Source organism: Chryseobacterium sp. FG46, from assembly GCF_057809135.1.
The window spans coordinates 48,143-72,004 of sequence record NZ_JBMDJJ010000021.1 but is presented as its reverse complement, the minus strand read 5'-3'; the positions used below and the strand labels follow the sequence as shown (position 1 = coordinate 72,004).

Genomic DNA, 23,862 nt, shown 5'->3' with positions numbered 1-23,862 from the left:
CCAATTTACCAATCCATATTGTTACACTGATCTATTAATACATTGGTAAATTAATACAATGATTCAATTAAAAACGATAGACGAATTACGTCTGATGAAGGAGAGTGCCCGACTGGTTTCTAAAACATTGGGAATGTTGGCAAAAGAAATTAAACCGGGGATTACTACCTTATATTTAGATAAACTGGCCCATGATTTTATTAAAGATCATGGTGCTGAACCTGCATTCTTAGGTTACGGAGGATTTCCAAACTCTCTTTGTATATCTCCCAATGAGCAGGTAGTTCATGGTTTCCCAAACAATGATGTAGTAAAAGAAGGAGATGTTCTTTCTGTAGACTGTGGAGTTATTCTGAACGGTTTTGTAGGAGATCATGCCTATACTTTTGAAATCGGAGAAGTAAAGCCTGAAATTAAAAAATTACTTCAGGTTACCAAAGAATCCCTGTACAAAGGGATTGAACAATGTGTAAGAGGAAAGAGAATAGGAGATATCTCCCATGCCATCCAGGCCCATTGTGAAAAAGAAGGATATGGAGTGGTAAGAGAGCTTGTAGGACACGGATTGGGAAGAAAAATGCACGAGGATCCACAGGTTCCTAACTACGGAAGACAGGGAAGCGGAAAAGTTATTAAAGACGGTTTAGCAATTGCTATCGAGCCAATGGTTAACATGGGAACTGAAAAAGTGAAGTTCCATAATGACGGATGGACAGTAACTACTTTAGATAACATGCCATCTGCTCACTTCGAACATGATGTGGCAGTCATCAATGGTAAGCCGGTATTGCTTTCAACATTTGATTATGTATACGAAGCTTTAGGGATTGTAAGTGATGAAGAAAAGCAGTTCCAACTGGATTTTTAATGAAAAAGGTAACGAAGCTTTTACTGAATAAAATTCCACGCCCTATGCTTATTAAAATGAGTATCTGGGCAAGACCGCTTATTTATCAGTTTTTCAAAGGAGATCAGTTCTTTGATCCTATTGATGGGAGATCTTACAGGAAATTCCTTCCTTACGGATATGGAAAACAAAGAGAAAATGCACTTTCTCCGGGAACGTTAAGTTTGGAAAGACACCGTCAGATGTGGCTGTATCTTCAGAACGAAACTGATTTTTTTATTAAAAATTATAAAGTTCTGCATATTGCTCCCGAACAGGAATTTTTAAGGAAATTCAAGAGAATGAGCAATCTGAATTATATCTCGGCAGACTTATATTCTCCGATTGTAGATGTGAAGGCTGATATTCTGGATTTACCTTTTGAAAATGACAGTTTTGATATTGTTTTCTGTAACCATGTTCTGGAACACATTGAAGACGATGCAAAAGCAATGAGCGAGCTGTATAGGGTATTAAAACCCGGCGGATGGGGAATTCTTCAGGTTCCGATGAAAAATTCATTGGAGAAAACCTACGAAGACTTCACGATTAAAGATCCAAAAGAACGTCAGAAACACTTCGGACAGTACGATCACGTTCGTTGGTACGGAATGGATTATTTTGACCGTTTAAGAAAGGCAGGCTTTGAAGTAGAACCCAACTTCTATTCACAGAAATTCTCTGAAGAAGAAATAAAAAAATTCGGGTTAAGGCATAATGAAATCTTACCTGTAGTTTATAAAAAATAAAGCAAAACCCGTTTCAGTAGTTGAAACGGGTTTTTATATGAAGAATTAGCAGTAAATGGGCGAATGCTTCTGGAAGTTGATTATACAAAAGAATATTTGTTTATTTATCTAATCCTCTGAACTTTTGTATACTTTTGCTTCAGGGTAAAATTAAAAATAAGAAAAACATATATTCAACCGTATAAAATAAAAAACCGCCTTCAATACGAAGACGGTTTCCATTTTTAAATATAGATAGAAGTTTATGCGCTTTTTAATGTGAGGAAGATACAGCCTTTAATCCTACCACAGAGCCAATAAGTGTTACAATAAAAAATACTCTCCAAAAGCTTACAGGATCCTTAAAGAATATAATTCCCATTAAGGCAGTTCCTACCGCTCCGATTCCTGTCCATACCGCATAAGCAGTTCCAATAGGAAGTGTTTGAGTCGCTTTGATCAGCAAAAGCATACTGATTGTCAATGCGATCAAAAATCCCGCATACCACAGGTACATTTCAGTTCCTGAGGTTTCCTTTGCCTTTCCCAGACATGATGCGAAGGCAACTTCAAATAATCCTGCAATAACTAATATTAACCAATTCATTTTTTTAATTTTTCTAATGCAAATTTCAGAATTTGACAGGAGAAAAAATTTTACAATTGTTAAAAAATGAAGACGGTGGAAAAGAAGGAAGATGGGAGCAGGAAGAAAAAACAGCAGACATCATATCAATATCAATATCAATATCAATATCAATATCAATATCAATATCAATAGGGGCGGACTTTAGTCCGCTCTTAATATGAAAAATCATTCCTTTGGCTTTAGCCAAAAGATAAGACTTTTTAAATATTTCAATTCTTAAATCTTAAAGTTGGAAGCAGGAAGAATGAAGATGGATGTTATTGTCTCATATGATAATTAGTAAACATTTTTTAGATAAAGTTCGTAGAATCATTAATAAATAAAAATGAGCAAGATTCCTTAATGGACTATTATAACTTCCATCATCCAGCTTCCATCCTAAAAATCAAAAACTATTTAATCTCTGCCCTGATTCTACTTAAACTCACCTGCGTAATTCCAAGATAAGAGGCGATATAGCCCAGCTGAACCCTTTTAAGCAAGTCCGGCTGATAATTAATAATATCTTTATAACGTTCCAGAGAAGTTTTGAACTGTCTTGAAATAATCAGTTCTTCAGATTTTATCATTTCTGCTTCTGCCAGCTTTCGCCCCCAATTGGCAATATGGATATCTTCATTGAACAGTTTTCTTAGATTAGCAGTTTCCATTCTGTACAGATCACAGTCCTCCAGTAATTCGATACTTTCATAACCGGGTTTGTCCTCCACATAGCTTTTCATCGAGAGAATACATTGTCCCTCACTTCCGAACCAGAAAGTAATATCATTGTCAGCTGTTGAAGAATAGGCTCTTGCAATTCCTTTACGGATAAAATACAGATAAGGAATCACTTTGTCAGCTTCCATAAGACAAAAGCCTTTAGGATGGGAAACTTCACTAATATGCTCTTTTAAACTGTTTTTTGATGCTTCAGGAAGAAGGTAAACCTTATCAAGAATCTGGTCTATATTCATAAAGGTGAATTCTAATAGTCAAAAATATCAGTTTTAACTAATGCAATACAAAATTATCCGGTAGTTTTTGTAAGAAATATTGTGATGAAGGTGATCAAAATTATTCCGAATTCAACTTATTTATTGTCAAAATTACAATGTAAAGAACAATAATTCCTCCATTTGGAGTATGGCAAAAATTCAACGAATTTTTGACGGGGTGGTTAGCTCAGCAATCGACTCTCTGTAAATCTCCTTTTCTCATCACATATTTAGAAATATAACTCTCTTTTTTCTTTAAAAATTAAGATTAACCGTAAAGACCAATTTTGTTTTACTAACTTTGCAGTTCGTAATATTATTTTTATGCACAAAGCTGGATTTGTAAATATAGTTGGAAAGCCCAATGCGGGAAAATCGACCTTGCTTAACCAATTAATGGGAGAGAAGCTGGCGATTGTAACGCAGAAAGCTCAGACAACCCGTCACAGAATTTTTGGGATTTATAATGAAGATGATCTTCAGATCGTATTTTCTGATACTCCGGGAGTATTGGATCCAAAATACGGACTGCAGGAGAAAATGATGGATTTTGTAAAGGACTCTTTACAGGATGCTGACGTTTTCCTGTTTATTGTAGATGTTACCGATAAAGCAGAACCATCAGAATTTTTAATAGATAAACTGAATAAAATCCCGGTACCTGTTCTTCTTCTTCTTAATAAAGTAGACCAGACGGATCAGGCAGGCCTTGAAAAATTGGTAGAAGAATGGCATAACAGAATTCCTAAGGCTGAAATTTTACCTATTTCTGCATTGAATGCCTTTAATACAGACGTTATTTTACCTAAAATAAAATCTTTACTTCCTGAGAACCCTCCTTACTACGATAAGGATCAGTATACAGATAAACCTGAAAGATTTTTTGTTAATGAGGCTATTCGTGAGAAAATTCTTTTGAATTATGATAAAGAAATTCCATACTCTGTAGAAGTTGTGACTGAACAGTTCAAAGAGAAAGAAGGAATTATCTTTATAGACTCTATTATTTATGTAGAAAGAGATACTCAGAAAGGAATTATTATCGGGCATAAAGGAGAAGCTATCAAAAAAGTTGGAACAGAAGCCAGAATAGACCTTGAAAAGTTTTTCACCAAAAAAATTCACTTAAACCTTTTTGTAAAAGTGAAAAAAGACTGGAGAAAGAACGACAGAGATCTTAAAAATTTCGGTTACAGATAGACTAAAATAGCCTGTAATGCCGTTGTATTAACAGATTTTTTTAGTACCTTAGTATAAATTTTTTAGTACATGAACTATAATAATTCAAATTTCAGCTCAATACCTAAAGATATTATTTTACTGGCTGTGAGAGTGTTTGTTGGTTTTGCCATGCTTTCTCATGGTTTTCCAAAGCTTCAGATGCTGTTGGCAGGTGGTAAAATTGAGTTTTTTGATTTTATGGGATTGGGACCGCAGGTATCACTGATTCTGACGGTTTTTGCTGAGTTTGTATGTTCAATACTACTGATATTAGGACTTTTTACTAGAGTTTCTTTAGGGTTTCTGATCTTTACCATGATTATTGCTGCTTTTGTAGTACATGGAGCGGATTCATTCGAAAAAAGAGAAATGAGCCTTATCTATCTTTCCGTTTATCTTTTGCTTATGGTAATTGGGGCTGGAAAATTTTCAGTAGATCATATGATTGAAAGAAGAAAAAGAGCTTCAGACTGGTAATTTTACAACAATATAAAATAAAGAAGGCACTTCACGAAATGAAGTGCCTTTTTCGTTGTTAATAATTGCAGTGAGGTAAGCATTCCCAGATCAGAGCTCCGTTTTCATCTCTTACTCTGCAGGCCATAAAACCAGCATCACATAACGGAGCATTTCCTCCGTTGATCATTTTTAAATCTACTTTTGATAATTTTTTTAAATTTTTCATATTATTTTAATTTGTAAGATAAAAATAATAAAAAAAAATATGACACTAAAAGGAGTCTTATTTTCCAGTGTTAAAATTCTTTTAAAATTCACTACATTCGTAGAAAATGAATTTATAATGAAGATAAAACTGACTATTTGCCTCTTGGCATTTCTCAATTTTTATGATGCACAGGAAAATATTAACTATCAGAAACCTTCTGCTGAGATTTTAAAACTCGCAGATTATGAAAGACCTCCGAGTGTTCTGATGAACAGCAAAAAAGACTGGGTAGTGTTTACGTATCGCCCTACATATAAAACATTGGAAGACCTCAGTCAGAATGAAATGAAGCTTGGCGGACTTAGAATCAATCCGGTGACTAATATTTCAAGCAGCATGATCTACTCCAATAATCTGAAGATCAGAAAGCTTAATGATAAAAATGAGATTCAGGTAAAAAACCTGCCTTCCAACTCAAAAATTGCATACGTTTCGTTTTCACCGGATGAAAAGAAGCTGGCTTTTACCAATACAACCGCTAAAGGAGTAGAACTTTGGGTCGTGGATATGGAAACAGCGTCTGCCAAAAAGATTACAGCAGATAACCTAAATGCCAATTTAGGAATGCCATATATATGGTATAAAGATTCTCAAAGCTTCGTGATCAGAACTCTTCCACAAAACAGAGCTGCTCTTATCAATGCAAACGAAGATCTTCCGACAGGTCCTGTTGTTTCAACAGCAGATGGTAAAGTTTCCCAGAACAGGACTTATCAGGACCTTTTGAAGAACCCTCAGGACGAAAAAAACTTTGAAACGCTTACAGCTTCTGAAATTTATCATGTAGATCTTACAGGAAATCTTAAAAAACTGAAAGATCAGGATATGTATGCCGGATTAAGTTTATCTCCGGACGGAAATTACTTATTGGCGACAGTTATTAAAAAGCCATTCTCTTATATTGTGCCACTCAGCAGATTTCCATCAACAACAATAGTGTATGATATGAAAGGAAATACTGTAAAAACGGTAAATGATGTTCCCTTGAATGAAATCATGCCCAAAGGATTCTCCTCTGTAAGAACCGGAAAAAGAGAAATGACATGGAGAAGCGATGCGCCGGCTACCCTTACTTATGCGGAAGCTTTGGATGGAGGAGATCAATCCAAAGCAGCAGAGTACAGAGACGAGATATTTACCTGGGAAGCGCCGTTTACAATGGCTCCCAAATCTTTCTTCAAAACAAAGCAGAGATTTAAGGACGTAGTCTGGACTAATGATCATTATGCTATTGTTTCTGAAGGCTGGTATGATACAAGAAATACAAAATCCTACCTGCTGGATCTTAACAGCGGAGAATCTAAAGTTTTCGATGATCGAAATTATCAGGATGTTTACAGTGATCCGGGACATTTCAACACAACGAAAAACCAATACGGAAGATCTGTAATCGATATGAAAGGTGGAAAAGCCTACCTTATCGGAGATGGATTTACCAAAGATGGACAGCACCCGTTTATCGACGAAATGGATGTTAAATCATTGAAAAAGAAAAGACTTTATACCTCTGATCTTAAAAATGCCAAAGAAGGGATTGTAGATATTTTAAATCCTTCAAAAGGAGAAATCCTGACTACTCAGCAGTCTCCAAGCCAATATCCGAATTATTTTAAAAAGAATATTAAATCCAATAAAGCTGAAGCAGTAACCAGTTTTGCAAACCCTTTTGAAGGCATCAAAGACGTTTACAAAGAAGTGATTACTTATAAGAGGAATGATGGTGTTACGCTAACGGGAACGCTGTATTTGCCTGCAAACTATGATAGAAAGGCAAAGAAAGAAAAATTACCTTTATTAATCTGGGCCTATCCTAGAGAATATAAAGATAAGGATACTGCAGGGCAGAGTACTCAGAATGATAATGACTTTACATTCCCAACGTATGGCTCTTTTGTATATTGGACGGCAAAAGGATATGCAGTATTAGATAATGCTGCTTTCCCAATTGTTGGAGAAGGAAAAACAGAACCTAATGATACTTTTATTCCTCAGTTGGTAGCCAATGCAGCGGCAGCTATTGATGCGGTAGATCATTTAGGATATATCGACAGAAAGAAAGTGGCTGTAGGAGGACATTCTTATGGGGCATTTATGACCGCAAACCTTCTTACCCATTCTAACCTCTTTGCATGTGGAATTGCAAGAAGTGGTGCTTATAACAGAACGTTGACACCATTCGGGTTCCAGAGTGAGCAGAGAAACTATTGGGATGTTCCGGAAATCTACAACACGATGTCTCCTTTCATGCATGCCGACAAAATGAAGACTCCGCTTCTTCTGATTCACGGTGATGCAGATAATAACCCGGGAACATTTACATTGCAGACTGAAAGATACTTTCAGGCATTGAAAAATCTGGGTGCTCCGGTAAAAATGGTTCTTCTTCCAAAAGAAGCCCACAGTTACCAGGCAAAAGAAAATATCTTACACCTTTTATGGGAACAGGATCAGTTCCTTGAAAAATGCTTGAAGAAATAAATAAAAAAGAGACTGTTTATAGGAAACAGTCTCTTTTTTTGATTAAAAAATATAATAAGGAAGTTGGGACGTTAGTTATATTGTATTTAAAAGCGCTTCAAAATCTCATCAATACTCTTAAGCTCCAAAAAATTCGGGTGCTCCAGGTTTACATCATGCTGCTCATGGCTCCAGGTGACATGATAAGGAATATGAGCGGCAGATCCTCCGATTTCCAATACCGGCAGGATATCTGATTTGATAGAATTTCCAAGCATCAGAAAGTTTTCAGGTTGGCAGTCCAGATGTTTCAAAAGTTTTTTGTAATCGTCTTCTTTTTTGTCACTCATGATTTCAATGTGATGAAAATAATCCTGTAATCCCGAATTTTTCAGTTTACGCTCCTGATCCAGCAAATCGCCTTTTGTAGCGACAACCAGTCTGTATTTTCCTTTTAAGCTTTCAAGGGTTTCTGTAACGCCATCCAGCAATTCAATGGGTTTCTGAAGAAGCCCCTGACCTAGCTGGATAGCTTTGTTTACTAATTCCAATGATGCTGTATTATTAGAAACTCTACCGATGGTTTCAATCATGCAAAGCATAAATCCTTTTACTCCATAGCCATATAAATGAAGATTCTGCATTTCTGTTTTAAACAATTCCTGTGATATTGAATGTTGTGGAAGATAATCTTCAAGGAGCATGCAGAATTCTTTTTCTGCTTCCTGAAAATAAGGTTCGTTGATCCAAAGCGTATCATCTGCATCAAAGGCAATCGTAGTAATATGATTATTCATTTTTGTTTTGTAATTTTCTTTCCGCAAAATTCAATATAAAAACTCAATAAGAAAAGGACATTTGTCCCGGGTGAAATATGTTAAGAACAAATCAGACATTTTTAAACTATCTCAATGAGCTGTATGAAAAGCGGAATGATCGTGATGATATTATAGTAAAGCTCTTTTCTGCAGGGGATAAAGTGCTTATACAGGATCATCAGCTTTCTCATGTCATGCTGATTAAAGAAGGCATTGTCAAATGTTATTTAGTAGAAGAGAACGGAAAAGAATATATTGTTGAGTTTCTGGGAAGTGGAGAAATAATCGGGGAAGTGGAATTGATTAAAAATATAAACTGCCTGTGTAGTATTGAGGCTCTTACGGAAGTTGTAGCATACGCAGTAAAAATTCCTGCTTTCAGATCTTTGATTAAAAATGATCTTGTACTGAACAATCTTCTTTTAGAGTCTTTTGCAGAACGAATTATCAATACTTCCAGCAGAGCTTCCTATCAACAACTCTATACGGTAGAACATACTTTAAAGCAATTGCTTCAAATGCAGTCTAAGCAGAATATTCAGATTTCCAAAGAGGATATGGCGGCCTATCTTGGAATTACAGTGAGAAGCTTGAATAGAATTTTAAAAGATTTGAAATAATTTTGTTGAATATGCTAATGAAATTACGGTTATTTTTCTCGCAGATTGAGGAGATTGCGCAGGTTTTTCCATAACAATCTGCTTAATTAGCATAATCTGAGAGCAATAAAATCCTTGCGTCTTAAAAAAACTAGCTTTCAATCTTATTGCTCCTTTGCATGTTCTAAAAAAAATAATTGTGTTTTTAGGGGTGTGTTTGCTTTAAATATTAAAATATAATAAATTAAGTGTGTTTTTATAGGGGTGGTTTTAAAATTTAGTATTTTTGTATGAGAATAAGTTGAATTACAATATTCATGGAAAAATTAAATTTCAGAAATGCTGAGTTGGCCGATTTAAATAAAATCGTAGCCATCTACAACTCAACCATTGCCTCAAGAATGGTCACTGCAGACATGGAAGAAGTTTCTGTCGAAAGCAAGCTAAAATGGTTTGAAGAGCATAATCCCCAGACAAGACCGCTTTGGGTAGTGGAAGATGACCAGGAGCAAACCGTTGGTTGGGTAAGTTTCAGTTCATTTCATGAAAGGGCAGCGTATAACGGTACGGTAGAAGTAAGCATTTATCTTGATGAGTCCTGCAGGGGAAAAGGATATGGCAAAACAATTCTCCGGTATTGTATTGATAATGCGGAGAAATTTGGAGTAAAAAACCTTGTGGCCCTTATTTTCCTTCATAATGAACCCAGCTTAAAGCTCTTCAGGCATTTCGGGTTTGAAGATTGGGGAAATCTTCCGAATGTTGCTGTTTTGGACGGAATAGAAAGAAGCCTGGTCATATTGGGCAGAAGAATTGATTAAAAATATAAAAGCGGCCTCTGCCGCTTTATTTGTAACTTATTATCAGTTGAATTCAGGTTGTTTATCCTTTTCAATATAGATATAACGGCCTTTGATTCCATTTTGGAGCATTTCCTTTTTTTTATTGAGTTCTTCTACAGATTCTATCGTTTCATTTTTAAAGTTAGTCTTTTCTCCGCTCTTTATTCTCTCGGAAAAAATTCTTGTAGGATTTTGGTAGATGTCTTCAATATATTTATTAAATTTCTGATTGCTTATCGGTATAGCCGGCTTGCCATAATGGGTTTCCAGAAAATCCTGGGTATCGTAGTCTGTAGTGAGTTTTTCATTCTTAATCAGCTTATAGACAAAGTTTTGATCCGTATCTTCTAAGATAAAGATGAGACCGGGAAGACCTCTGAATTTGTAAGGACCTTCCTGTATATTCACTTCGTTGGAAAACCAGGCATTCCAGGTTCTGCCACCGAAATCTGTAATGGCTTTCTGGAGCTTGTAACCATTGTATTCTTTGGTTTCCTGAATGATTTGCCACTTCATTTCATCATTTGTTTTTACCACAAAATAATCAAAAAAATCTCTGTACCAGTTGTTTTTAAAAGTATCAGATTTTCTTATCACCACCTGGTCTGTTTTTGTACTGTATCGGGAAATCTGCTGATTTGCATTTTTATTTTTTTCATCATAATCAGCAAAGCCTTTATCATAAAATTTAACAGAACCGGGGTTGATGTCCAGGTTCATAAGGGTTGTTATATATTGTTGTGATGTATTTTTGCGGTACTGAAGTTCGTAAGTAAACCTGTTGGTTTGAGATTGAAATAAAGAGCCTGCATATAAGGCAAGGAAGATCAGTGTTTTTTTCATTTCTATTGATGGTTATAGATTCCAAAAATAATAAAAAAGCGCAGGTTTTTTACATCTGCGCTTAATTTTATTGTGTTTTTGTCTGTATATTCTGCTTAATTCTTTTTGCCGACATATTTAAAAATCGTTTTACGAGGAAAACTGCAGATACTGTCAGTCCTAATCCCAGTGCGATCCACATTCCGAATGCGCCCATTTCTAAAGTAACACAGAAGAAATATCCTAAAGGAATAGTAATGACCCAATAGGCAATGAAGGTATAAATAGATGGAATTTTGACGTCCTGTAACCCTCTCAGCATTCCCAAAGCGGTCACCTGGATTCCGTCAGAAAGCTGGAACAAAGCAGCGATAATCATGAGTTTAGATGCCAGCATAATAACTTCCACCTCTTCTTTTTTTGTGAAGAAAGTTGGAAGAATGTTTCTGCCTAAAATAAATACCAATCCACAGATACACATGAAAATAAAGGCAATTTTCAGGTTGTTGATTCCTACCTTTCTCAATTCCACAAAATTCTGTTCACCAAGTTTTCTGCCAATCATTACGGTAGAGGCCACACTGAATCCTACACATAAATTGAAGGTAAATGAAGCCATGCTTAAAGCAATCTGGTGAGAAGCAATATCGTGAGCAGAGATCAGTCCACATATAAATGCAGCTCCGGCAAAAGCAGTTACTTCAAAGAACATCTGTAAAGCTGTAGGTAATCCAAGTCTTACCATTTTATCAAACATCTGCTTTGAGAAATCCTGAATTTTTAAAGAAAAATCTTTGATATAACGTCTTGTTCTTTCTTCTTTTACCAACACAAAATAAAGGAAAACCACCATGAAGATTCTGGAAATCAAGGTGGCCAGTGCAGATCCCTGTACCCCCATTGCCGGAATTCCCCAAAGTCCTTTGATAAAGACATAGTTTAAGGCAATATTGATGATATTCGCAATAATGGTTGCTTTGGTAACTCCAATGGTATAGGATAAACCTTCGGAAACTTCACGAAGCGTCTGAAATGCCATGAATGGAATCATACTGACCACCATAATACTTAAGAAACCTACGGTATCAGGAATAATCTTGGCAGGCTGTCCTGAGTGGTAGAGGAGTGGCATTCCCAAAAGGAGAATGACCATCAGAATAATTCCGACAGACATATTGATAATAAAACCATGGCTGAATACAGAATTGATCGTAGCATGATCCTCTTTGGAATGCGCCTCCGAAACCAATGGCGGAATGGCGAATGAAAACCCCAGTGCTAACACAAATATGGAGAAAAAGACAGCATTTCCCAATGAAACGGATGCCAGTGCATCAGCACCCAACAGTTTTCCGACAATAATATTGTCGAATAAGTTTACTGAAACTTGCCCCACCTGGGTAAGCATCACAGGCAGAGCCAAAGTCAGGCATTCTTTTGTATAGTTTTTGTTTAAAAAGTTCATAATATTTTAAGATTCATATAGTTTATCATTCAAATAGGGTCAAAAAAAAATTTGCAGTGGTAACACTGCAAATTTTTATAATATGGTCAATAATAGCTTATTATTTCCTTACAAAACTTGCAACGTCACCTTCGGAAACAGTGTTTCCACCAAGAATAATCAATCTTTCAACAACATTCCTTAATTCTCGGATATTTCCAGTCCATGAAAGTGCTTTTAAAGCATCAATAGCTTTATCATCAAACTTTTTCGCAGCAGTACCATGCTCATCAGCAATCATGCCTGAAAAATGCTCAACCAATAATTTGATGTCCTCTTTTCTTTCATCCAATGGCGGAACATAGATTTCAATAACAGAAAGTCTGTGGTAAAGGTCTTCTCTGAATTTTCCTTCCTCAATTTCTTTCTGCATATTTTTATTCGTTGCTGCAATTACTCTTACATCAACTTTGATTTCTTTATCACTTCCCACAGGTGAAACTTTGCTTTCCTGTAGCGCTCTCAATACCTTAGCCTGAGCAATAAGACTCATGTCACCAATCTCGTCAAGGAAGATCGTACCGTTGTTAGCCTGCTCAAATTTTCCCTGTTTATCTTTAATAGCCCCCGTAAAAGATCCTTTTACGTGCCCGAAAAGTTCAGATTCAATTAGTTCAGACGGAATCGCAGCACAGTTTACCTCTATCATAGGACCTCTTGCACGGTCACTCTGATTATGGATAGCATGAGCAACCAGCTCTTTTCCTGCACCGTTAGGCCCTGTGATTAGAACTCTGGCGTCGGAAACAGCTACCTTTTCGATCATATCCTGAATCTTTTGAAGAGCAGGAGATGTACCAATCATCTGGTATTTTTTGCTTACTTTTTTCTTTAAGGTTTTATTTTCAGTCTGAAGATTTTTGTTTTCTTTCTTCAGAGTCTCTTTAACCAATGCGTTTTTCACACTTGTAATCAATCTGTTGATATCAATTGGTTTGGAGATAAAATCGTATGCACCCTCCTTTAAACAGGAAACGGCAGAATCAATATCTGCGTGGCCTGAGATCATGATAAAAGTAGTTTCTGGTTTTAATGCAAGGCTCTGCTTCAAAAGTTCGGTTCCTGAAACTTTAGGCATCTTAATATCGGAAATCACCAGTGCGAAATCTTCTTTTTCTACCTGTTTGTAACCTTCAAGGCCATCTTCGGCGATAACAAATTCATAATCGGTGAGTTCATCCGAAAGAATACTGTGAAGTACTCCCGAGATTGCTTTTTCGTCTTCTACTATAAGGATTTTTTGCATAGTTGCAAATTTAAATTTTTTGTTTCAATTATTAGCAAAAACTGTACCTAAATATTCTATTTGGAGTAGTCTCTTCTCCCAAAAATGGCAGATCCAACCCTTACAGAGTTAGCCCCACACTCAATGGCTATCGGGAAATCATCACTCATTCCCATTGATAAGGTATTTAAAGTTTTTAATTGATTTAATTCATCAAAAAGCATCTTTAATGTTAAAAATTCATTTCTAACCTGCTGCTCATCGTCAGTGAATGTAGCCATTCCCATCAGTCCGGTAACTTCAACATGAGGAAATTTGCCTTCAGTGTATTGTTGGAAAAGATCTTTCGCTTCAGAAATTTCAAGCCCGAACTTGCTTTCTTCTGCCGCTATTTTTACTTGCAGAAGAACTTTAATCTTCCTGTTGTGCTTTCCTGCTTCCTTATTGATTTCTGTTAATAATTTTTCAGAATCCACACTTTGTATGGTATCTATGAAGGAAGCAATGTATTTCACTTTGTTGGTCTGTAAGTGACCAATCAGATGCCATTGTATATCCTGAGGAAGATGAGGGGCTTTTTCCATCAGTTCCTGTACTTTGTTTTCTCCAAAAACCTTTTGTCCAAGATCGTATACTTCCTGTACTGCAGAAGCCGGATGTGTTTTTGAAACAGCAACCAGCTGAACATCCGATGGCAGCTGGTCTTTTATAGTTTTATAATTTTCTTTAATACTCATAGATGCAAATTTCCGAAAATTCCCTGACAGTTGCCAGTGATGAATACATTTTACATGGTAGTTTTACGGTAAAATTAATTCAGAACCTCATTGATCTTGGGATACTGCGATATTTTTCTGAAAACAAATTTGTTGCTCTTCTGCAATTTTTCAATAAACATGTCCAGCTCATTGATAGAGTCCGCATCTCTCAGATACTGGTCGTGGGTAAGAAACACAAGGTGTCTTGAAGTCTTTTCAAGATCGTTCAGGAAAATACTGTCTACTTTCTTGATCATGGCTTCATGACTTCCTTTTAAAGTCATTTTTTGAGAAGGCCTCCACTCAAGATCCCATCCAATTACTTTATAGCCGGCTTTTTTAAGACCATCTGCTGCTACAGTGGAACTTTTGATATCTGTTACATTAATATTGTTGAGTCTCCAGATATTTCTTCCGGGAGTTCGTGCTATTTTATCGGTAAGCTTCAGGCTGTCTTTGGCGATGTCAAAATCGTGAACTACAGCTTGTGCATTTTTATAAAAATCGGTGTATTTGTTGTGGGCATGGGAAAAGCTATGGTTGGCCAGTTCTATCAAGGGGTTTTGCTTAAGCAAGAGCAGGTCGTCCTTCTGTTTTTTACTGCCATAAGCATGTTTCCCTACCAGAAAGGCAGTGGCACAAACATTTCTTTTGTCCAGGATTTTTAAAAGATTTTCAGTTCCCTGATTGGGTCCGTCATCAAAGGTAAGGTAGATCACTCTTTTATCCGGGTCTACACTTTCGTCATCTATATTATTGGGGATTATTTCTGCGGAAGGATGTTCCTGTGAACTGACGACGGGATCATTGTTCACCTCATTCTTGAAATTACAGCTGTTTAATAAAGCCGAAGTTGTACTCATCAATACAACCATCCCGAGAAAAGTCATATTTTTTGACTTTCCCGCAAAAATTTTTCTCATAAAAATAATGGAATTTAAATTGTTAAAAATCGTTAAAAATAACAGTTAAAAATTAACAAATTATATGCCATGCTGTGCAGGTATTTTTCTTTTTAAGTTTATTTTAAGAACTTTATTTTAAAGGATGTTTCCATTACCTGATGAATTGTAAATTTATGATCTGATTTTCTGTAAAATTTAACATTTATAAATATGAAAACGATAGTATTTTTCTATGTTTGATGAAGTTTTAATATTCTTCAATTATCAGGGAATTATTTTATTTTAACAAAATCAAATAATTACAGTCGGTTTATTATTTAAAAAAGCTTTTTAAATACAGGGAATTTTTAATAGCAGCTGTTCCCCAGGTATTATTGAAGAAAATAAATGAGGTTTGTGTGGTATTTTTTATCTTTTCAGCTAATGCATCCATGAAATCTTTACTATATTCTGATTTGTAAAGAACAGGTTTCCCATGAAGTCTGTAATAAACTATCTCCGAATGATTAATAATAAGGTCTTCGGGAAGATTGCCAGAAAAACTTACACCTGAGAAAATAATATTATGTTTTTTTAAAAGATCAAATACTTCTGTTTGCCACCATGAGTTGTGACGGAATTCAATGACGTTCAGAAATCTGTGATCAGTATTGCTGATGATCCGGTCTGTGTTCTCTGTGGTATTTTTAAAGGAAGGAGGAAGCTGATATAGAAATCCGGAAAGTTTATCCTTCAGGCTGTTTTGAATATGGTCGCAGAATGGAGTAATCTCATCTTTGGAACTTTCAAGCCGGTTTTGATGGGTGATGGCTTTTGGAATTTTAATGAAGAATCTGAAATCATCAGGTGTTTCATCATACCACTTCAACAATGTTTTTGAGGTTGGTTTCCTATAAAAAGTAGAATTGATTTCTACGGCATTGAACGTTGTTGAATATAAAGAAAGAAAATCTTTACTCTTGGCATCTGCGGGATATAAAGACCCTTTCCAGTCGTTATTGTAAAATCCCGAACATCCTATGTAAAGATTTTCTTTTGTCATGATATTATTTTATATCCAGATCCACGGAGTTGAGTCTCAATGAATTCAGTATCACAGACAGGGAACTGAAACTCATGGCAGCAGCTGCAATCATTGGTGATAAAAGAATTCCAAAGAATGGATACAATAATCCTGCCGCAACCGGAACTCCTAAAACATTATAAATGAAAGCAAAGAACAGGTTCTCTTTAATGTTTTTGAGAAGCTTTTCACTCAATAGTTTAGCTTTTGCAACACCTAAGATATCTCCTTTTAATAAAGTGATCTCAGCACTTTCAATCGCAACATCTGTTCCTGTTCCCATGGCAATTCCCACATCAGATTGTGCAAGGGCAGGAGAGTCATTGATCCCGTCTCCGGTCATCGCTACGATTTTACCCTGTTGCTGCAGTTTTTTTACTTCATTCAGTTTATCTTCAGGAAGGCAGTTGGCTTTGAAATGTTTGATTCCTAATTCATCAGCAACGGCTTTGGCGGTATGTTCGTTGTCTCCTGTCATCATGATGACGTCTATTCCTTCACTCATCAGCTGTTTTATGGCTTTTTTAGAGCTTTCTTTGATTTTATCCGTAAAACTTACGAATCCCAGCACCTGCTGTTCCTGTGCGATATAAGAAATCGTATGGGCTTTAGACTGAACTTCTACTGCTTTCTGTTTTAAGCTCTCCGGAATCATAATCTGATGCGAGGTCAATAGACTTTCATTTCCAAGATAAGCGGTCTTACCGTTGATATTTCCTTTGACTCCTTTTCCGGATATGTTTTCAAACTGATATACTTTTTCAGCCGTCAGATTCTCTTCTTTTGCTTTTTTTATGACAGCATTGGAAAGTGGATGTTCAGAATTTTGATTCAAAGAAAAAGCCAGTTTTAAAATCTGATGCTGGTCTCCGTTTACTGTTTCAATATGTTCTACTGAAGGTTTCCCTTCTGTTAAAGTTCCTGTTTTATCGGTAATCAAAACATTTACTTTATTCATCTGTTCAAGAGCTTCTGCATTTTTAATAAGGATTCCGTTTTTAGCGCCTTTTCCAATTCCTACCATTAAAGACATAGGAGTTGCCAGCCCAAGAGCACAAGGACAAGCCACAATTAAAACAGCAACCGCATTTACGAAAGCAAATAAAGTTCTTTTTCCTTCCGGACCGAAGAATTGCCATAGAATGAAAGTAAGGACTGCCATAAGAATTACCACAGGGACAAATACTTTTGAAACCTTATCTGTAATTTTCTGGATAGGAGCTTTGCTGCGGCTGGCTTCATTCACCATTTTAATGATTTGGGAAAGCAGAGTTTCATCGCCTACCTTTTCTGCCTTCATAATGAATACCTGATTTCCGTTGATGGTACCGGAAGATACTTTATCGTCTACATTTTTTTCAACAGGAACAGGTTCTCCGGTAATCATACTTTCGTCTACAATAGAATTACCCTCAGTGATTTTTCCGTCTACAGGAATTTTTTCACCAGGTTTTACTTTTAATAAATCTCCTATTTTTACCTGGGAAAGCAGCACTTTCTTTTCTTCACCATTTACCATAAGGTTAGCTTCATCCGGTGAAAGGTTCATTAATTCTTTGATGGCATTCCCTGTTTTTTTATGAGCTGCTGCTTCCATCAGCTGACCTAAAATGACAAGAGTTAAAATCACACAGACTGCCTCAAAATACAATGGGATTTCATGATTGTGTCCACGGATTTCATGTGGGATAATATCTGGAAATATCAGAGCAACAATACTGAAAATAAATGCTGCAGCAACTCCCAGAGCAATAAGACTGAACATATTGAGGTTCCATGTTTTGAATGAAACCCAGCCTCTTTTCAACAGGAACCAGCCTGAATAAAACATCACCGGAAGTGTAAAAGCAAGTTCAATAAATCCCTGAATCTGATGAGAGAAAGGAAAGTTGATCAACATTCCTCCCATTGAGAGAATGAAAACCGGTATAGTAAACGCCAGTGAAGTAATGAATTTTCTTTTTAATATATTGTAAGTTTCATCTTCATCATTATCATTGCTGTCGGGCATTCTTATGAGATCCATTCCACAGATCGGGCAGTCTCCCGGTTCGTCACGAATGATTTCCGGATGCATGGGACAGGTGTATTTTGCGGTTTTCTTTTCAGGGTATTTTACAAGGTCCATTCCACAAACCGGACATCCTACATTGGAATCGTAAGTTTTGTCGACTTCACAATACATAGGACAGTAATATCTACCTGCCATTTCATCAGTTATTTTAGGCATTTCATGACTATGGCTGTGGTGATGATCATGATGGCTTTGAGAATGAGAGTGATGCTGGTGCGAATTTGCTTTTTGGGCAATTTCTTCCGTAATCGGTTCTAAATCCATATGACAAACAGGGCAACTGCCTTTTTCATCATATACTTTGTCGCCTTCGCAAAACATTGGACAATAGTGTTTTCCGATACTGTCTTTAAAGTTTTTAGGAAGGTTGGTGGATGAATAAGTGGGTTTGTGATTAGGGTCTTTGGCCAGCTTTTCTTCAATAGGAACCAGATACATTTTGCAGACAGGACATCTTTCACCCTGTTTGAAATATACTTTATCTCCTTCGCATTCCATTGGACAATAGTATACCGAAGACGGGGATACACGGTCCTGAGGTTTTACGAAGGCTGTCTCAGGAGTATTGGGATCTTCAAGTCTGTATTTTCCTATTTCTGCCAGAGCATCATTTAATACTGAAAGTTTCACTTCATGATCGGAAGTGATGGTTGCGGTATTGTTTTCCAGATTAACATCGGCTTTAACACCATCAACACTGTTCAGTTGATTTGATATCTTTTTCTGGCAGCCGGAACAGGTCATTCCGAGTATTTTATACTGTTGTTCCATGATTCTTAAATTTATAGTACAAATTTCCACAATGGAAAACGAAGGTTGTTATAAATTTAAGGATAATAGTTATAAAATTAGGTGGAGTGGGAGAGTTTGAGGGTGGGAGAGTATAAGAGTAAGAGGGTTTGAGAGTTGTAGGGTATGAGCGTTTATAAGTGAAATAGGAATATTTAACTCCTTCACTCCTAAACACTCAAACTTATAGATTATCAAGCGGTTTGCGATGGTGTTCTTTGAGTTTTTTGAATTCAGTGGGTGTGAATCCGGTCACATTACGGAACTGGGAAGAAAGATGCTGTACACTTTTATAACCAAGTTTTCCTGCAATTTCGGTAAGATTGAATTCGTTGTATAAAAGAAGTTCCTTCACTTTTTCAATTTTCTGAAGAATGAAGAACTGCTCTAATGTGATATTTTCGTTTTGTGAAAATGTTTTTGAAAGAGCGCTGTAATCTTTGTGAAGTTTCGAACTTAAAAATTCAGAAAGCAGAAAGTCTTCCGGGATATCAAGATCACTTATTTTGACAATGATCAGGTTTTTAATTTTTTCTACGGTCTGATGGGCAGAGTCCATAATCCTTTCAAAACCTGTATCAAGCAGCTCTTTTTCTATGATATGCATTGTTTGAGCAGAAACATCATATTCTGTTTCAACTTCTCCCAGTAAAACATTCGCTGTCTTTACCTCTGCATTACGGAAAATAGTTTCTACCGCCGCAATGCATCTGTTGCAGACCATATTTTTTATAAAGATCTTCATAGGTTGTTGTTTAACCTGTCTTTTACAAATTCTATGTGGGTTTTGCCATGAGGAGCAGGATTGCCTTCTTCGTTAAGGTTTACCATGACAATTCTTTCTACAGTAATGATGGTTTGATGAGTCATTTTGTTTCTTACATCACATCTTAATGTAATAGAAGAAGATCCGAAATGAGTAGCTTCAATTCCTATCTCTATAATATCTCCTTGTTTGGCTGAGCTGACAAAGTTGATTTCAGAAATAAATTTGGTTACTACTTTGGTGTTTTCCAACTGAATAATAGCATAAAGAGCAGCTTCTTCGTCAATCCATTGAAGAAGTCTTCCTCCGAAAAGAGAATGATTGGGGTTTAAGTCTTCGGGCTTTACCCATTTTCTGGTATGGTAGTTCATCTTTTAATAATTTGCAGTACAAATTTAGTGTTAAAAGCTGATGTTTTCAAAAGAATAGTATTTATTGATCTGAAAAGAATCATTCATTTTCTCAATCATTTTCTTTTGGAACGCATGGCTTTCGTTTTTGTTATAGAAGAATCATTCAGCAGTGTTTGATATTCTTTACTCTCTATGGTAATCAGTGCTACTTTTCCTTCCGGATTATGATGGAATCCAAATCCATACTTTTTCGCTAAAGGAGAACATCTGAGGCAGGGCTGGCCCTTAGAAAAGAACTTTTGCCTTTCAATTTCTTTTTCGTTGTCTGAAATTTCATTTTTAATAGCATAGCATTCAAAAATTAGATCATCGGATGAATATTGATAGGGACTTTTTATAAGTTTCTCATATTGGAGATTGGCGAGTGTTTTTTCTTTCTTTTCAGGAGGAACCTGTGCCTGGAAAACAGAGCAGTCTTCAGCAATTTCAATGAGTGTGTTAGTATAATTGGTGGTGTATGGTTTCATATTTTTGTTTTGGCAATTAAAATGTTAAGTAGAATAGAGGGGTAAGGAAGTTGATAAATAGAATGATACGTATCTTAGTAACTTGATTTTGAGCGCTCAGCGTTGGCATTTGTTTTTAAACCTTTAACTAACTTTATGATTAAATGTATTTTTATTTAAGTATTTGATTTTCAGTTGTTTGTTTTTGTTTTATGTGCTTGTTTTATTTTTAGATTAAACATAATATAAGAAATATTTAAAAAAAGCTTTGATTTGAAATTTTTAATTGTATCTTGCATACGTTTATATTTGGAATCAATATTTGTTCATTAATTTATGTTGTTTTTCTTTTATATACCAAATTTTTATTAATTTTTTAATTTATTTAAAATGAACATTTTTGTTTCAAACATCAATTACGCAACTAAAGAGTATGAGTTGCACGATCTATTCGCAGAATTTGGGGATGTATCATCAGCTAAAATCGTTACAGACAGAGAAACTGGTCGTTCCAGAGGTTTCGGTTTCGTAGAAATGGGTGATGAAGAAGGAAAGCAAGCTATTGAAGCTCTTAACCAGAAAGAATTCAACGGAAAAGCTCTAAACGTATCTGAAGCTAAGCCAAGAGAAGAAAAGCCAAGAAGAAGCTTCGATAACAACAGAGGTGGAGGTTATGGTAACAACAATAATAGAGGCGGAGGCTATGGTAACAACCGTGGCGGAGGCGGAAATCGTTGGTAAAAATATGAAGCGGCTTTTAAGCCGCTTTTTTTATGGAATTTAATTTCCAGTAAATCATTTAAATAGAGTGAGAGCAGGTAAATAGCGCAGCTTTTAGTTTTTTGCATCAGAGAAATGTATGCTTAAATAAAAGACTACAGGCAGTTTTTTGCTTATTATTGTAATCTTATTAGTAAATAAGCATTTTCGTAGTAAATGCTGGCAGTATCATTATCTGAGTATTTCTCCCATGTAATTTCACTGAAAATAATTTTGACATGATATTTGCCTAAATCAGATTCCATAGCAATTTCAGGAAGTTTTACGTTTCCTGTTTTGTTTTTATTTTCCTCAAATAGCTTCATAATCTGTGGTCCGAAATCTATTTCTTCCTGAGAATTTAAATTGAGTTTTAATGAGGATTTTTCTGTCAGTTCGTCTGTCAGTTCAAACTGGTCATTATTTAGTTTTTGGGGCTCTCTGCTATACCGATGAAAAGAAATCAAATATTGATAATTCCCGAGTTCTACGGCCTGTTCTTCACGAACAAGAACAAGTTTGTTCATTTCATACGCTCTGTTTCTTACAGTGACATTTACCTCCGAAAATTTGTTCTGAATATTATAATTGATATTATAAAATGTGCCGTTTTTGATATTATCATCTAATTCAGCCTGATCTTTTTCGTTTAGCAGAGATGATAGAAATTCACTTTGCTTTCTTTCGGCCAGAAACTCAAATTTATCAGCAATTTCATTACGGACGGTATCTGTAACTTTTTGCTGAAAATTAATCTTGCCGGCACTCATTAGCTGATACTGGTTTAAAATATTTATTAATTCTGTTTTCTGACTTCTCTTAGCCACACTGAATGCATTAAGGTAAGGGAAAATTAATGCAAAAGCTCCAAATAAAAATAAGCTGACAGGGATGAACTTTATCGTAGCTTTTTTGTTGAAAATAAAATAAACAACAATGCTTAACAGCCATAAAGCAAGGAGGAGAACGAAATACCTTGGTTCTGTATAACCATACTCTAAAATTCTGGTAAAAATAGCAGTGAAAAGCAGAATGATCAAAGGAACAATGGTGTAATAGAATGCTTTTGAGAATATTCTCACCCAGGATTTTGCGTTTTCTTCTTTCAACGGGTGAACCAGAAGTAATGCAAGAATACCAACAATGCTATAAGCTAAAACAAGGTAAGAAACCCAGCCTCTGGGAAGCTGCCAGTTGATCAATATTTTAACAGAATAGAAATAAAGAATCGTTACATAAATAAGAAGTAATGGAATTAAAATAAACTGAGTGAAAAACTTCAAAACAACAGGATAGGTACCATCTTTCTCAAGGTTATCTAAGCCTTTATCATTAAATAAAAGAAAAATAAAACTGCTTCCGAAAATAGCGAGAACAAAGAAGGTATCTCTGTAAATTCTGTCGTGGAAGTTAAAGTCAAAAAGTTTATCAACCGCTAAGATTGCTAATTCCACACCGCCAGTCAGAACTCCTGTAAATACGGCAGTGAGAAAGATATTGATAAAAAGATTTTTGTTGTACTGCCAGAATCTGAGTTCCCTGTCTTTCTCCAGAAAAGGAACAAATGACACCAGTAAGTGGGAGAGAAGGGCAGTAACAGCGATGGTATAAGCATGAACTTCTGTAAAATTGTTTTTTTTATCGGGTAGAATACAATAAAAAACTATAAGGAAAATTATACCGGATACCTGCAGCAGTAACTCTTTCCCGATTCTCTGGGATAACATTTTTAATGCAAACATCAGAGAAATTCCGAGACAGGAACAAATGATGAATTTAATATAAGAGGTAATTTCACTGCGCTCTGTTTCCATAATGCATATGAACCCAACAGAAGCTAATAAAGCCATTGCCAAAATCATAGGATATCGGAAAACGACTTTATTGGCCCGGCTTACAGTTTCCTGGAATTTTGTTTTCATGATTTGGTGTTTTTTGGGTTTAGATTAATCTTTTTTCTTTTTTTTCTTTTTGTCCTTGTCCTTTTCTTTTCCTTTGGTTTTCTTCTCTTTTTTCGGACTTAAGATTTCTTCAGCAAACTCAAATTTAGGTTCTTCAATTTTGGCCGGCTTTATCTCGATTTTAAGATCAAAATAACCCTTCATATCTTCCTGGGAGATTAATTTTTCGCTTAATAAAAGCTCCAGAATTTCCTTCCCAGAATTATTAAAAAAGTTATGGGAAAGCTCTTTTAACAGAAATTTTTTATACTCTTCTAAAGGAACAAGCACGCTGTATTTAAAGATTCTTCCTTCTTTTACAGTAGATAGATAGCCTTTTTCAACTAATATTTTCAAATAAGTGGAAACCGTATTCTGATGTGGTTTCGGTTCAGTATGCTGCTCCATAACATCCTTCAGATAGAAAGATTCCATTTTCCAAAACAGCTTCATAAAGTTTTCTTCTGCGGCAGTAAGATGATTTATTTTCATAG

General features: G+C 35.7%; 24 protein-coding genes. 8 read left to right on the top strand and 16 right to left on the bottom strand.

Annotated elements, in window-relative coordinates; genetic code table 11:
* Nucleotides 1–58 precede the first annotated feature (58 nt).
* Both map and ACODR7_RS15700 read left to right on the top strand, forming a co-directional pair.
* Nucleotides 59–868, top strand: coding sequence for a type I methionyl aminopeptidase (gene map, locus ACODR7_RS15705; RefSeq protein ID WP_110366009.1), 810 nt, complete (start codon nucleotides 59–61; stop codon nucleotides 866–868).
* Nucleotides 868–1,635, top strand: coding sequence for a class I SAM-dependent methyltransferase (locus tag ACODR7_RS15700; RefSeq protein ID WP_488840460.1), 768 nt, complete (start codon nucleotides 868–870; stop codon nucleotides 1,633–1,635). Before map ends, ACODR7_RS15700 begins: the two co-directional genes overlap by 1 nt.
* A 253-nt stretch (nucleotides 1,636–1,888) precedes the next feature.
* Here the strand turns inward: ACODR7_RS15700 and ACODR7_RS15695 are convergent, their stop codons facing one another.
* Both ACODR7_RS15695 and ACODR7_RS15690 read right to left on the bottom strand, forming a co-directional pair.
* Nucleotides 1,889–2,221: a DMT family transporter gene (locus ACODR7_RS15695; protein WP_110366010.1), complete on the bottom strand. Its 333-nt coding sequence runs from the start codon at nucleotides 2,219–2,221 to the stop codon at nucleotides 1,889–1,891.
* 434 nt (nucleotides 2,222–2,655) lie between these two features.
* Complete coding sequence (locus tag ACODR7_RS15690; protein WP_488840457.1) at nucleotides 2,656–3,219, bottom strand: Crp/Fnr family transcriptional regulator; 564 nt, start codon at nucleotides 3,217–3,219, stop codon at nucleotides 2,656–2,658.
* Between the two features lie 345 nt (nucleotides 3,220–3,564).
* On the opposite strand from ACODR7_RS15690, the gene era reads away from it, so the two are divergent.
* Entirely contained in the window at nucleotides 3,565–4,440 is an 876-nt protein-coding gene (gene era, locus ACODR7_RS15685) for a GTPase Era (protein WP_076594509.1), read from the top strand.
* Nucleotides 4,441–4,509: 69 nt separating this feature from the next.
* A complete protein-coding gene (locus tag ACODR7_RS15680) occupies nucleotides 4,510–4,938 on the top strand; it encodes a DoxX family protein (protein WP_488840455.1) in 429 nt (142 codons plus the stop codon).
* 58 nt (nucleotides 4,939–4,996) lie between these two features.
* On the opposite strand, the gene ACODR7_RS15675 is transcribed toward ACODR7_RS15680, so the two are convergent.
* A complete protein-coding gene (locus tag ACODR7_RS15675; protein WP_488840453.1) occupies nucleotides 4,997–5,146 on the bottom strand; it encodes a bacteriocin-like protein in 150 nt (49 codons plus the stop codon).
* A gap of 117 nt (nucleotides 5,147–5,263) precedes the next feature.
* Here ACODR7_RS15675 and ACODR7_RS15670 point away from each other — a divergent pair, with 117 nt between their 5' ends.
* On the top strand, nucleotides 5,264–7,666 hold the full coding sequence (locus ACODR7_RS15670; RefSeq protein ID WP_488840451.1) for a S9 family peptidase: 2,403 nt from the start codon (nucleotides 5,264–5,266) through the stop codon (nucleotides 7,664–7,666).
* A gap of 86 nt (nucleotides 7,667–7,752) precedes the next feature.
* Here ACODR7_RS15670 and ACODR7_RS15665 read toward each other — a convergent pair whose 3' ends face one another.
* Nucleotides 7,753–8,442 (bottom strand): HAD family hydrolase, encoded by a 690-nt coding sequence (locus tag ACODR7_RS15665; protein WP_488840449.1) that lies wholly within the window; start codon nucleotides 8,440–8,442, stop codon nucleotides 7,753–7,755.
* A gap of 77 nt (nucleotides 8,443–8,519) precedes the next feature.
* Here ACODR7_RS15665 and ACODR7_RS15660 point away from each other — a divergent pair, with 77 nt between their 5' ends.
* Nucleotides 8,520–9,083: a Crp/Fnr family transcriptional regulator gene (locus ACODR7_RS15660; protein ID WP_488840447.1), complete on the top strand. Its 564-nt coding sequence runs from the start codon at nucleotides 8,520–8,522 to the stop codon at nucleotides 9,081–9,083.
* 296 nt (nucleotides 9,084–9,379) lie between these two features.
* A complete protein-coding gene (locus ACODR7_RS15655) occupies nucleotides 9,380–9,883 on the top strand; it encodes a GNAT family N-acetyltransferase (protein WP_488840445.1) in 504 nt (167 codons plus the stop codon).
* 42 nt (nucleotides 9,884–9,925) lie between these two features.
* Here the strand turns inward: ACODR7_RS15655 and ACODR7_RS15650 are convergent, their stop codons facing one another.
* The 10 genes from ACODR7_RS15650 to ACODR7_RS15605 all read right to left on the bottom strand — a co-directional run bounded on the left by ACODR7_RS15650 (nucleotide 9,926) and on the right by ACODR7_RS15605 (nucleotide 20,690).
* A complete protein-coding gene (locus tag ACODR7_RS15650; RefSeq protein ID WP_488840443.1) occupies nucleotides 9,926–10,747 on the bottom strand; it encodes a GLPGLI family protein in 822 nt (273 codons plus the stop codon).
* A 67-nt stretch (nucleotides 10,748–10,814) separates the two neighbouring features.
* The gene (locus tag ACODR7_RS15645; RefSeq protein WP_488840441.1) at nucleotides 10,815–12,191 is read right to left on the bottom strand and encodes an MATE family efflux transporter; all 1,377 of its coding nucleotides are present in this window, start codon (nucleotides 12,189–12,191) and stop codon (nucleotides 10,815–10,817) included.
* Between the two features lie 100 nt (nucleotides 12,192–12,291).
* A complete protein-coding gene (locus ACODR7_RS15640) occupies nucleotides 12,292–13,476 on the bottom strand; it encodes a sigma-54-dependent transcriptional regulator (RefSeq protein ID WP_488840439.1) in 1,185 nt (394 codons plus the stop codon).
* Nucleotides 13,477–13,532: 56 nt separating this feature from the next.
* Nucleotides 13,533–14,192, bottom strand: coding sequence for a YggS family pyridoxal phosphate-dependent enzyme (locus tag ACODR7_RS15635; protein ID WP_488840437.1), 660 nt, complete (start codon nucleotides 14,190–14,192; stop codon nucleotides 13,533–13,535).
* Nucleotides 14,193–14,266: 74 nt separating this feature from the next.
* Nucleotides 14,267–15,136, bottom strand: a complete 870-nt coding sequence (locus tag ACODR7_RS15630) for a polysaccharide deacetylase family protein (RefSeq protein WP_488840436.1) — start codon at nucleotides 15,134–15,136, stop codon at nucleotides 14,267–14,269.
* 295 nt (nucleotides 15,137–15,431) lie between these two features.
* Entirely contained in the window at nucleotides 15,432–16,160 is a 729-nt protein-coding gene (locus ACODR7_RS15625; protein WP_488840434.1) for a DUF72 domain-containing protein, read from the bottom strand.
* A 4-nt stretch (nucleotides 16,161–16,164) separates the two neighbouring features.
* On the bottom strand, nucleotides 16,165–19,026 hold the full coding sequence (locus ACODR7_RS15620) for a heavy metal translocating P-type ATPase (protein WP_488840432.1): 2,862 nt from the start codon (nucleotides 19,024–19,026) through the stop codon (nucleotides 16,165–16,167).
* Between the two features lie 202 nt (nucleotides 19,027–19,228).
* Nucleotides 19,229–19,789, bottom strand: coding sequence for a helix-turn-helix domain-containing protein (locus ACODR7_RS15615; protein WP_488840431.1), 561 nt, complete (start codon nucleotides 19,787–19,789; stop codon nucleotides 19,229–19,231).
* Nucleotides 19,786–20,181: an acyl-CoA thioesterase gene (locus ACODR7_RS15610; RefSeq protein ID WP_488840430.1), complete on the bottom strand. Its 396-nt coding sequence runs from the start codon at nucleotides 20,179–20,181 to the stop codon at nucleotides 19,786–19,788. Before ACODR7_RS15610 ends, ACODR7_RS15615 begins: the two co-directional genes overlap by 4 nt.
* A gap of 95 nt (nucleotides 20,182–20,276) precedes the next feature.
* Nucleotides 20,277–20,690 carry a DUF6157 family protein gene (locus ACODR7_RS15605; RefSeq protein WP_488840429.1) on the bottom strand — a complete coding sequence of 138 codons (414 nt, stop codon included), beginning with the start codon at nucleotides 20,688–20,690 and terminating at the stop codon, nucleotides 20,277–20,279.
* Nucleotides 20,691–21,059: 369 nt separating this feature from the next.
* On the opposite strand from ACODR7_RS15605, the gene rbp reads away from it, so the two are divergent.
* The gene (gene rbp, locus ACODR7_RS15600; protein ID WP_488840428.1) at nucleotides 21,060–21,410 is read left to right on the top strand and encodes an RNA-binding regulator; all 351 of its coding nucleotides are present in this window, start codon (nucleotides 21,060–21,062) and stop codon (nucleotides 21,408–21,410) included.
* A 155-nt stretch (nucleotides 21,411–21,565) separates the two neighbouring features.
* On the opposite strand, the gene ACODR7_RS15595 is transcribed toward rbp, so the two are convergent.
* Both ACODR7_RS15595 and ACODR7_RS15590 read right to left on the bottom strand, forming a co-directional pair.
* On the bottom strand, nucleotides 21,566–23,350 hold the full coding sequence (locus ACODR7_RS15595) for a DUF4153 domain-containing protein (protein WP_488840427.1): 1,785 nt from the start codon (nucleotides 23,348–23,350) through the stop codon (nucleotides 21,566–21,568).
* A gap of 24 nt (nucleotides 23,351–23,374) precedes the next feature.
* Nucleotides 23,375–23,860 carry a BlaI/MecI/CopY family transcriptional regulator gene (locus ACODR7_RS15590; RefSeq protein ID WP_488840425.1) on the bottom strand — a complete coding sequence of 162 codons (486 nt, stop codon included), beginning with the start codon at nucleotides 23,858–23,860 and terminating at the stop codon, nucleotides 23,375–23,377.
* Between the last annotated feature and the right edge of the window lie 2 nt (nucleotides 23,861–23,862).

Excerpts from the sequence above, each read along its gene's own strand:
- map (WP_110366009.1), top strand. The coding sequence starts at position 59 with ATGATTCAATTAAAAACGATAGACGAATTACGTCTGATGAAGGAGAGT.
- ACODR7_RS15700 (WP_488840460.1), top strand. The coding sequence starts at position 868 with ATGAAAAAGGTAACGAAGCTTTTACTGAATAAAATTCCACGCCCTATG.
- ACODR7_RS15695 (WP_110366010.1), bottom strand. The coding sequence starts at position 2,221 with ATGAATTGGTTAATATTAGTTATTGCAGGATTATTTGAAGTTGCCTTC.
- ACODR7_RS15690 (WP_488840457.1), bottom strand. The coding sequence starts at position 3,219 with ATGAATATAGACCAGATTCTTGATAAGGTTTACCTTCTTCCTGAAGCA.
- era (WP_076594509.1), top strand. The coding sequence starts at position 3,565 with ATGCACAAAGCTGGATTTGTAAATATAGTTGGAAAGCCCAATGCGGGA.
- ACODR7_RS15680 (WP_488840455.1), top strand. The coding sequence starts at position 4,510 with ATGAACTATAATAATTCAAATTTCAGCTCAATACCTAAAGATATTATT.
- ACODR7_RS15675 (WP_488840453.1), bottom strand. The coding sequence starts at position 5,146 with ATGAAAAATTTAAAAAAATTATCAAAAGTAGATTTAAAAATGATCAAC.
- ACODR7_RS15670 (WP_488840451.1), top strand. The coding sequence starts at position 5,264 with ATGAAGATAAAACTGACTATTTGCCTCTTGGCATTTCTCAATTTTTAT.
- ACODR7_RS15665 (WP_488840449.1), bottom strand. The coding sequence starts at position 8,442 with ATGAATAATCATATTACTACGATTGCCTTTGATGCAGATGATACGCTT.
- ACODR7_RS15660 (WP_488840447.1), top strand. The coding sequence starts at position 8,520 with ATGTTAAGAACAAATCAGACATTTTTAAACTATCTCAATGAGCTGTAT.
- ACODR7_RS15655 (WP_488840445.1), top strand. The coding sequence starts at position 9,380 with ATGGAAAAATTAAATTTCAGAAATGCTGAGTTGGCCGATTTAAATAAA.
- ACODR7_RS15650 (WP_488840443.1), bottom strand. The coding sequence starts at position 10,747 with ATGAAAAAAACACTGATCTTCCTTGCCTTATATGCAGGCTCTTTATTT.
- ACODR7_RS15645 (WP_488840441.1), bottom strand. The coding sequence starts at position 12,191 with ATGAACTTTTTAAACAAAAACTATACAAAAGAATGCCTGACTTTGGCT.
- ACODR7_RS15640 (WP_488840439.1), bottom strand. The coding sequence starts at position 13,476 with ATGCAAAAAATCCTTATAGTAGAAGACGAAAAAGCAATCTCGGGAGTA.
- ACODR7_RS15635 (WP_488840437.1), bottom strand. The coding sequence starts at position 14,192 with ATGAGTATTAAAGAAAATTATAAAACTATAAAAGACCAGCTGCCATCG.
- ACODR7_RS15630 (WP_488840436.1), bottom strand. The coding sequence starts at position 15,136 with ATGAGAAAAATTTTTGCGGGAAAGTCAAAAAATATGACTTTTCTCGGG.
- ACODR7_RS15625 (WP_488840434.1), bottom strand. The coding sequence starts at position 16,160 with ATGACAAAAGAAAATCTTTACATAGGATGTTCGGGATTTTACAATAAC.
- ACODR7_RS15620 (WP_488840432.1), bottom strand. The coding sequence starts at position 19,026 with ATGGAACAACAGTATAAAATACTCGGAATGACCTGTTCCGGCTGCCAG.
- ACODR7_RS15615 (WP_488840431.1), bottom strand. The coding sequence starts at position 19,789 with ATGAAGATCTTTATAAAAAATATGGTCTGCAACAGATGCATTGCGGCG.
- ACODR7_RS15610 (WP_488840430.1), bottom strand. The coding sequence starts at position 20,181 with ATGAACTACCATACCAGAAAATGGGTAAAGCCCGAAGACTTAAACCCC.
- ACODR7_RS15605 (WP_488840429.1), bottom strand. The coding sequence starts at position 20,690 with ATGAAACCATACACCACCAATTATACTAACACACTCATTGAAATTGCT.
- rbp (WP_488840428.1), top strand. The coding sequence starts at position 21,060 with ATGAACATTTTTGTTTCAAACATCAATTACGCAACTAAAGAGTATGAG.
- ACODR7_RS15595 (WP_488840427.1), bottom strand. The coding sequence starts at position 23,350 with ATGAAAACAAAATTCCAGGAAACTGTAAGCCGGGCCAATAAAGTCGTT.
- ACODR7_RS15590 (WP_488840425.1), bottom strand. The coding sequence starts at position 23,860 with ATGAAAATAAATCATCTTACTGCCGCAGAAGAAAACTTTATGAAGCTG.